An 8,163-nucleotide genomic window follows, 5' to 3' on the forward strand; every position below is an offset into this window, starting at 1 on the left:
GGGATGTTGACGGTCTGATGCGTTCGACTGATTGCCGCCCGAGATGTGTCAGCCGTCACGGTCCGACCATAGTGCGGGTGCCGGGCGGCGCGAGGTATGAGGAGTGCCCACACCGCTGTCGGCTTGCGGACAGACACGGCCGCGTGTCCGCTCCGGGAAGCACGGCCAACGTTGCCTGACCCGGTCCTAGTCCTGATAGGTCGCGGTGGGAGGGCTGGCGTCGCCGAGTTTACCGAGCCAACGCTGGTAGATCTTCTTCCAGGTGCCGTCCGTTCTCATCTTTTCGAGAGCGGCGTTGATGAAGCGGACGAACTCCTCGTTTCCCGCCTTCACCGCCATGCCGTACGGTTCATCGCTGAGTTTTGACCCCACGATCACGGTCGTGGGGTCCTGCTCGGCCATTCCCGCAAGGATGACGTCGTCGGTCGAGATCCCGTCGATCTGGCCCCGCTGGAGATCCACCAGACAGTCGGTCGCGTTGGGGACCTCAACTCGTATCGCGGTGGGTACCAGTCTTGTGATGGTCCGCAGTGACGTGCTGCCGCTTGCGGCGCATATCTTCCGGCCGGCGAGATCCGCGATCCCCGCGAAGCCCGCGTCCTGCTGGACGAGGAGTTTCTGGCCCGACTCGTAGTAGACGGACGAGAAGTCCACCTTCTGCCAGCGGTCGCAGGTTATGGTCATGGTGGCGACGACGAGATCGACATCGTCGTTTTCCAGAGCGGGGATGCGGCCATCGGTGGTCACCGCCCGGAACTGGATCCGGCCCTCATCGGTACCGAAAATTGCCTTGGCCACCTGTTTTGCCATGTCGATGTCAAAGCCCTCCAGCTGGAGGGTGTTCCAGTTCATCGCGCCGAGCAGTACGGCATCGGTGGGAACGCCGACCCGGAGGTACCTGTTCTTCAGGACCGCCGCCGGGAGGACGCCGGCCGGTATGTTTCCCGGGGTGGGCAGCGGTCCGTGGGGGCGCAGGCTCCTACGGGGATCCGTACAGTTGCGATTCGGCTGCTGGGTGCTGGCCTGCGGGGTGGGTGAGGCGTTCTCCGCCGGCCGTGGAGCGGGGTTGAACGGCAACGGGCTGCGTGTGGTGCCGCAGGCGGTCAGGATCAGCGCGGTGCAGGCGAGCAGAATGCCCGCACGGCGGATTCGGCGGGACCGGTGGCCGGTCATCGGTACTCGTTGATGCGGCGTTGGATGCCGGCGAGGCCGAGCCCGATCGCCACGATCGTAGTGATCACCACGACAGCCGGCAGCGGGTGCAGCGGTTCGGCGGCATCCGATACCTGCCGGGTGAAACGGTTCTGACTGTCCGTCACGGCGCCGTCCAGCGCCCTGTCCAGGCGGTCGAATGTTTCGGTGCCCCGCCCGAGAGATGTCGTCACGGCGTCTTTCAGCTTGTCCGGGGTGGCCAGCGATTCGGTGACGGCATGGTGAATGGCGAGCCATTCCTGCAGGTCGTTCCTGATTCCGGGACGGGCTCTGACGTCCGGGCCGTCCAACGCGATCGCCTGTACAAGCGATCCCTCGGGCAGTTGTCCTCCGTCTTTCTCGAACCCGAGCTGATTGATCGCGGTGGTGAAGTCGGCATCCGGCTGCGCGTCGTTCCCGAAGGCGATGAGGGACAGGCTCTCGTCAACCCGGGCGCGAAGCGCGAAAACCCTGGACTGGGCGAGCAGGGTCATCGGCGTGTAACTGGCGTCGCGGGCGTCGGCAAGGCGGGCCTGCTGGGTGGAGAAGGCCGTCGCAGACCATCCGACCCCGATCAGGACACAGGCACTGGCAGCGACCAGCGGGAGGTTGAGAATCCGTTTCGTGCGTCTGAACAACATCAGCTGGGTGGCGGCCAGTCCGGCGGCGGTCACCGTGAAGGCAAGGATCAGAAGGTCCTCGTCCGTGCCGCTGGTCGCGTCCTGGTAGGCGTGGTCGAGGCGGTCGGCGTTGAGGGCGGTAATTCTGTCCGCGGCCGGCAGGATCTGCTGCCACATGACCTGTGAACCTTTTCTGAGGTATCCCTCGCCGCTGGAGTTCCCGGCGCGGTTGTTGTCCCGGGCACGCTCGACAAGTCCGGTATACACCGGCAGTTGCCGAGCCAGTACGGCCAGTTGTTTCTCGGCTGTCGCGTCGAGATTCAGCCGGGTCAGTTCCTGGATGGTCTCGGCCGCGGTGGCGATGCTCGTGTCGTAACCGGCGGCTGTCCGCAGGTTCCTGTCATGGATGGCGCGTTCGTCGGCCGGGGTTCCGTTGCTCGTGAGCACCGTGACCGGCGCGAAGAACTCGGCGGCGGCGGTGGCATCGGCGTCCGACAGTGCGGCGTGTACCCGCTGTGCATCCACGATGGATCTGCCAGCCTGGTTACGGATGGTGTTCAGCGCGTCCAGTCGGATCAGCGTGGTGGCGAACAGCGCGGTCCCGAGAAGGGCAAGCAGCCCGGTAAGGCTCAACGAGTACAGCCGGAGCCGGCCGGGGGTGACGGCCACGGCGTTGCGTGCCCGCCGCGGCAGCTCGCGGGAAAGAGCGCGAATGTCGAGACGTGGCGACGGTACCGGTGGCGTTGTCGCCGGCGGTGTCGTTACTGATCGTGATGTCACTGGTTGCGCTGTCACCGGACGTCCCAAGGAGTCGGACGCCCTGATCGAACCGGGCGCGGCAGTCTCGGCCGGAGGAATCGATGATTGCGGGTTGACGGCTGTAGGTGTTCGGGCGGTTGCCCCTGGGGGTGTGTTGGCCGTCACGGTCCGACCATAGTGCCATCGCGGCTGGCGGTGAGGTACCGGGTGTGCACGGTTCACGCCTGTCCGCGTCCGCGGGTCCTTCCCGTATATCGTGTGAAGATGTTCTCCCCTGCCTTGTTCTCCGGTCCCTTCGGGCCGCGTTCCGGTCAGTCCGCCTGATGGCCGGTCAACAGCGGCGTGGCGGCGGCGGGGTGGCGCGTGGCGGTCAGGGCGGCCGCGCGGCCAAGGCCGGCTCGCATCGCAAGGGCGCCTCGGCCGGCAGCGGCGGGCAGCGCAGAAAGAGCCTGGAGGGACGCGGAGCCACCCCGCCGGCGCAGATGAGACCCGGGCACCCCGCGCAGCGCCGGGCTGTCGCGGCGGCAGCCGCCGAGGCACAGCGCCCCGCCGACCCCCGCACCACCGGGGGCGACAACGGGCGTCGCGACGGCGCTCGTGATGAAGGTGAGCGGACGCCACGAGGTCCGCGTCCGGCTTCCGCCGGTGGTTGGAGACGAGCGGAAGGCACCCGCGGCGAAGGCACCCGCGGCGAAGGCATCCGCGGCGACCGGGCGCCGCAGCGTGGCCGCGCCGGCGGCCCGGCCCGGACGGGGCAGGCCCGGACGGGGCGGTCCGGACGACCGGAGCGCGACGACCGGGGCGAGGTCGACGAGCTGGTGGTCGGCCGTAATCCGGTTGTCGAGGCGCTGCGTGCCGGCGTTCCGGCATCGACCCTCTACGTGGCGGGCGGAACCGAGTACGACGAACGTCTGGACGAGGCTCGCCGTCTCGCTCCCCGCGTCGGTGTGGCCGTCGCGGATGTTGCCCGGGGCGAGCTGGACCGGATGTGCGGTTCCGCGCCGCACCAGGGGCTGGCATTGGTGGTGCCCCCGTTCCGCTACGCCCATCCCGATGACCTGCTGGCCCGTGTGCAGGCCGCGCCGCCCGGACTGCTGGTGGCGCTGGACGGGGTGACCGACCCGCGCAACCTCGGGGCGGTCATCCGTTCGGCTGCCGCGTTCGGTGCGCATGGTGTGGTCGTGCCCACACGGCGGGCGGCCGGTGTGACCGCGGCGGCGTGGAAGACCTCCGCGGGCGCCGCGGCCCGGCTACCGGTGGCGCGGGCGACGAACCTGGCTCGGACGCTGACGAGCTGGGCGGATGCCGGCCTTTTCGTGGTCGGGCTGGCCGCGGACGGAGAGGTCAGCATAGACAATCTTGAAATGACCGCTGATCCGCTGGTGCTGGTCGTCGGTTCGGAGGGACGAGGCCTGTCCAGGCTCGTCGGGGAGCGGTGCGACCTGACCGTGCGGATCCCGATGATCGGTGATGTCGAGTCCCTCAACGCCGGGGTCGCCGCCGGCGTGGTGCTGGCGGAGATCGCTCGCCGCCGCCGTGTGGACGGGAGACCGTAGCCACCCGCTGATGGCCCGCTGGAGCTTCTACCGGAGCTGTTGTGACCATCGCTAGAACTGTTGCGACCACCGTGATGTCGCCGTGGCCACGGACTGTCCGGTCTCGTCGTCGAGAATGGCGACGGCCCGTTCGAGCAGGGAACGGAACTCCTCCAGCTCGCCCGGGGTGAACACGTCGGAGAGGCGCTGCTCGACCGCGAGCGCCAACGTGTCGGCCCGGTGTAGCAGCGTCCAGCCTGCCCGGGTCAGCTGGCTCTGGAAAACCTTCGCGTGGACGCCCGACTGCTCGCGAACGATCAGACCCTTTGACTCCAACGTGAGCAGCAGGCTTGCCATCGACTGCGGGGTGACCATGCAGCGGCGGGCAAGCTGGGCGCCGGAAAGACCGGGTGACTCGGCAAGGGTGAACAGTGCCGTGTACTGCGGGACGGACAGCCCGACATCGCGCAGTGCCCGGGTCTTCTCGCGGATAAGCGCCTGTTCAGCCCGTTTGATCGAATGTCCGAGGCGGGTCACGGTGGAGGGGGGTGCTTCGTCCCAGGCCATTTTGTGTTCTCCTCCTCACGCCTCGCCAGAACATGATCGAGCCGTCTTCGGCTCGGCAGCCTGTCAACACCGCCTGACGGGACCCTAATACTCCCTACCGATTCCCAACCGACAGTGCCGTTTCCGTGGTGGATGCGTGGATGCGGTGATGTGTCCTGCCGCGCACCCGGGCACCGGTCAATACCGGCAGCCAGGTGACTACCGATCGCCGGGTTTCCCTCGAAGGTCGAGGTCTCGCCAGTTCATGTTCCCTTTCGGGTCGGACTGCGAGGGGACCGCTGCGTTTCTGACTGCTGTGGTCGACCGTTTGTCAGAACCATACTGTGGTTGGTCGTGAACGGGTATTGGTGTGCCTGGGCTCACATGAGGTGTGCGGCCTCACAGGAAGTCGGTAACGGTCGTTTTCATCCACTGCCGTTAGCATGGCTTTTCACGCTTTGTCGAGGAGGCGGGTCAGGTGGACGCCAGTACGCCCGGGCGTGGGCGTGTAACGAAGTTCAGCAAGTTTTCCGAGATGGTGGCCGACGACCTACGGGGTAAGGTTGCGCGCGGTGAGGTCAGGCCGGGCGACCACCTACCGTCGGAAACCGAGTTGATGGACATTTACGGTGTCGCGCGGCCGACAATGCGGGAGGCATTGCGCATCCTTGAGTCCGAGTCGTTGATCAGTCTGCGGCGTGGATCCCATCGGGGGCCGCTCGTCCAGGTGCCGGACATCGGCGTTCTCGCGCGACGGACCGGCCTGCGGTTGCAGATGCAGGGAACCTCCATCAACGACCTGGTCGAGGCCCGCGCGGTCATGGAGCCGGGAGTTGTGGCGCTCGCTGCGAAACGCCGTACCGGGTCGGACCTACAGGAAATGCGGGACTGTCTGAAGATTGCCGGCGACTCGCGTAATGTTCTCGACTTCGTCCGTCGCGCGGCCGAGTTTCACGTCCTGGTCGTCCGTTCCTCCCACAACAGAACCATGATGTTGCTGGTGCAACTCGTCTCCTCATTGCTCCAGCATCAGTACGAGTCTGTTCTGCGTAACGTCTCCGAGGACGAGGGGCGCGAGTTCATAGAGCAATCAATTGCTCGTTACGAGCATCTGACGGAGCTGATTGAGAACCGTGACGCCGAGGGCGCGGCCGATTTCTGGGCAGCCCACGGTACGGTTGGCGGAGAGTTCTGGGCGACCAGCCGGAGCCTGGGCCCGAGGCTCGAGCTCTATTCCTGAACGGTGGATCGTGGTCTCTTTCTACCGGGATGAGACCCGTTCTGTGGTAGACCCGTTGGACGGACTCTCGGACGGGATTGTGGGGATCCGATCCGCCCTCGGGCCGCCGCCGGACCCCGGTCGGGCCGCCCGGTGGCGGCCCGCACCCAGATTACGATCATGAGAGGGGGTGGCGGGTGGATCGGCTCGCAACCTGGCTGGTTGCGCCCCAGTGACGATCCGGATGAGTAAGATCGACCGCTGATGCCCTAGGCTGGAGAGGTTCACCGACCGGCCGGCGTGGCGCAACTGGCAGCGCACTCGACTTGTAATCGAGCGGTTAGGGGTTCGAGTCCCCTCGCCGGCTCCACGGAACAGGGCTCTGACCTCGGGTTTGGCCGTGGCGCTACCCCGAGGCGATCGTTATGTACCCGGCGGTGTACCCGACCGCCGAGGCAAGGACTCAGTCCACGTCCGTGTCGCTTTCGTCATTCGGGCCGGTCTGTCCCTTCCTGGCACCACGCATGGCGGGGAAGAGGACGACATCGCGGAGGGTGGGCGCGTCGGTGAGCAGGGCGATGAACCGGTCGATGCCGAGACCGAGGCCGGACATCGGCGGCATCCCGTACTCCATCGCCTCGATGAAGTCCTCCTCCATCATCATCGTCTCGTCGTCACCGGCCTCGCGCAGCACGGCCTGCTCCTCCAGCCGTAGCCGCTGCTCGACCGGGTCGACCAGCTCCGAATACGCCTTGACGATCTCCCAGCCGTTCACCACTACCTGGAACATGTCCAGGCGGGTCGGGTCGGAGTCGCTGCGCCGGGCAAGCGGGACCAGCTCCGCCGGGTGATGGACGAGGAAACACGGCTGGATGAGTCCGGGCCGGACCGTCTTCTTGTACAGCAGATCGACGAGCCCCGCATAAGATACTGCGTTCTCCACGTCCAACCCGAGCCCCACGACCCGCTCCCGCAGCGTCGGCAGATCACGTACGACGGTGAGATCGATACCGGTTCGACGGGCGACCTCGGTCCGGTAGTCCAGTTCCGGCCAGTCGGCGCCGAAATCCAGCTTCACACCGTTATAGGTGACCGTACGCGTGCCGAGGACCTCGTCGAGCACGGTGAGGACCAGTTCCCGGACGAAGGTCATGTTGTCGCGGTAGTCCCAGTAGGCCGCGTACCACTCCAGCATCGTGAACTCCTGGAGGTGCGAGGAGTCCATGCCTTCGTTGCGGAAGTTTCGGCCCAGTTCGTAGACGCGGTCGAGAGAGCCGACAACGACGCGCTTGAGTAGCGTTTCCGGCGAGATCCGTAGGTAGAAGTCCTCACCTAGAGCGTTGTGCCGGGTCACGAACGGTCGCGCGGCCGCGCCGGATGCCGCCTCCTGTAGAATCGGTGTCTCGACTTCGAGAAAGTCGTTCTCGTCGAGGAACCGGCGGATCTTTTGGATGATCTTCGTTCTGGTCTGGAACCGTTCCCGTGACTCGGGGTTCACCAACAGGTCGAGGTAGCGGCGACGGTAGCGGGCCTCGACGTTCGAGAGGCCCTGCCACTTGTCCGGCAAGGCGCGAGCTGTCCGATTCAACACGGTCAGTTCGGAAACCGCTACCGTCCGCTCGCCGCGGCGGGTGGTATAGAGGCTGCCGGCGACCCCGATGAAGTCGCCGATCTTCACTGCCCGGGACCACTCCTTGACGACTTCTGCGCCCAGTTCGTCTCTGGACAGAGAAATCTGCACGCGCCCGCTGCGGTCCTGGAGATGCCCGAAGATCAGTCCACCCATCCGACGCCAGAGGACGACACGGCCGGCGAGACGGACGTCCGTCCCGTCGGGTGCACCCTTGGCGTCGGTAGCCACCGAGTCGGTACGGTAGCTGGACCGGGGCCCCGTCGCCCCGAACTCCTCCGTTGACATCAACACACACCCTCTTGAACGAGACGGCAGCTAGGCGGTCACGAGGGTGGCGTTCGCGCACATCTCACCAAGCGGGCCAGGTGAACGGACCGCCATCCATCTGACGGCCATCCCAGCGTACCGACCAGGCGTACCGACCGGGGCACGGCGGCCGCCGAGTACCTGGCCCACTTGGGAAGTCCACCCCGTCGACGATCACCAGGATCGGATGCCGGTCGATCGCGGATGTGAACGCATCCGGCAGTGGTCGCGTATCCGGAAGCTTGGGCTGGTAAGATCCGGATGGTATTCAGTGGTAGCGTAGAGTCGTCATCGAGGCTGACGGGGCGGCGCCCGTGCCGGACGTTCGTACATGAACGGGCACCTTTGCCCAGG

Annotated in this window: 6 protein-coding genes and 1 tRNA gene; 3 read left to right on the forward strand and 4 right to left on the reverse strand. The window is 66.4% G+C overall.

From position 1 onward, the window contains the following. Positions 1-186: 186 nt before the first annotated feature. Positions 187-1,173, reverse strand: coding sequence for a glutamate ABC transporter substrate-binding protein (locus NBW77_RS15480; protein ID WP_165486327.1), 987 nt, complete (start codon positions 1,171-1,173; stop codon positions 187-189). Further along, a complete protein-coding gene (locus tag NBW77_RS15485) occupies positions 1,170-2,606 on the reverse strand; it encodes a GlnX family signal transduction membrane protein (protein WP_165486326.1) in 1,437 nt (478 codons plus the stop codon). The genes NBW77_RS15480 and NBW77_RS15485 overlap by 4 nt, the downstream gene beginning before the upstream one ends. Positions 2,607-2,893: 287 nt before the next feature. Here NBW77_RS15485 and rlmB point away from each other — a divergent pair, with 287 nt between their 5' ends. Next, complete coding sequence (gene rlmB / locus NBW77_RS15490; RefSeq protein ID WP_131749086.1) at positions 2,894-4,126, forward strand: 23S rRNA (guanosine(2251)-2'-O)-methyltransferase RlmB; 1,233 nt, start codon at positions 2,894-2,896, stop codon at positions 4,124-4,126. Between the two features lie 51 nt (positions 4,127-4,177). On the opposite strand, the gene NBW77_RS15495 is transcribed toward rlmB, so the two are convergent. After that, positions 4,178-4,672, reverse strand: a complete 495-nt coding sequence (locus tag NBW77_RS15495; protein ID WP_131749084.1) for a MarR family winged helix-turn-helix transcriptional regulator — start codon at positions 4,670-4,672, stop codon at positions 4,178-4,180. A gap of 457 nt (positions 4,673-5,129) precedes the next feature. Here NBW77_RS15495 and NBW77_RS15500 point away from each other — a divergent pair, with 457 nt between their 5' ends. Then, the gene (locus tag NBW77_RS15500; RefSeq protein ID WP_131749082.1) at positions 5,130-5,891 is read left to right on the forward strand and encodes a FadR/GntR family transcriptional regulator; all 762 of its coding nucleotides are present in this window, start codon (positions 5,130-5,132) and stop codon (positions 5,889-5,891) included. Positions 5,892-6,164: 273 nt separating this feature from the next. Then, a tRNA-Thr gene (locus NBW77_RS15505) sits at positions 6,165-6,240 on the forward strand. A gap of 93 nt (positions 6,241-6,333) precedes the next feature. Here the strand turns inward: NBW77_RS15505 and lysS are convergent. Next, a complete protein-coding gene (lysS, locus tag NBW77_RS15510; protein WP_250279920.1) occupies positions 6,334-7,788 on the reverse strand; it encodes a lysine--tRNA ligase in 1,455 nt (484 codons plus the stop codon). Positions 7,789-8,163: the final 375 nt, after the last annotated feature.

Source organism: Frankia sp. Cppng1_Ct_nod (assembly GCF_920656135.1).
Lineage (GTDB): Bacteria > Actinomycetota > Actinomycetes > Frankiales > Frankiaceae > Protofrankia > Protofrankia meridionalis.

Bases quoted from the DNA above. Each gene is read 5' to 3' on its own strand.
- NBW77_RS15480 (WP_165486327.1), bottom strand. From the start codon at position 1,173: ATGACCGGCCACCGGTCCCGCCGAATCCGCCGTGCGGGCATTCTGCTC.
- rlmB (WP_131749086.1), top strand. From the start codon at position 2,894: ATGGCCGGTCAACAGCGGCGTGGCGGCGGCGGGGTGGCGCGTGGCGGT.
- NBW77_RS15495 (WP_131749084.1), bottom strand. From the start codon at position 4,672: ATGGCCTGGGACGAAGCACCCCCCTCCACCGTGACCCGCCTCGGACAT.
- lysS (WP_250279920.1), bottom strand. From the start codon at position 7,788: ATGTCAACGGAGGAGTTCGGGGCGACGGGGCCCCGGTCCAGCTACCGT.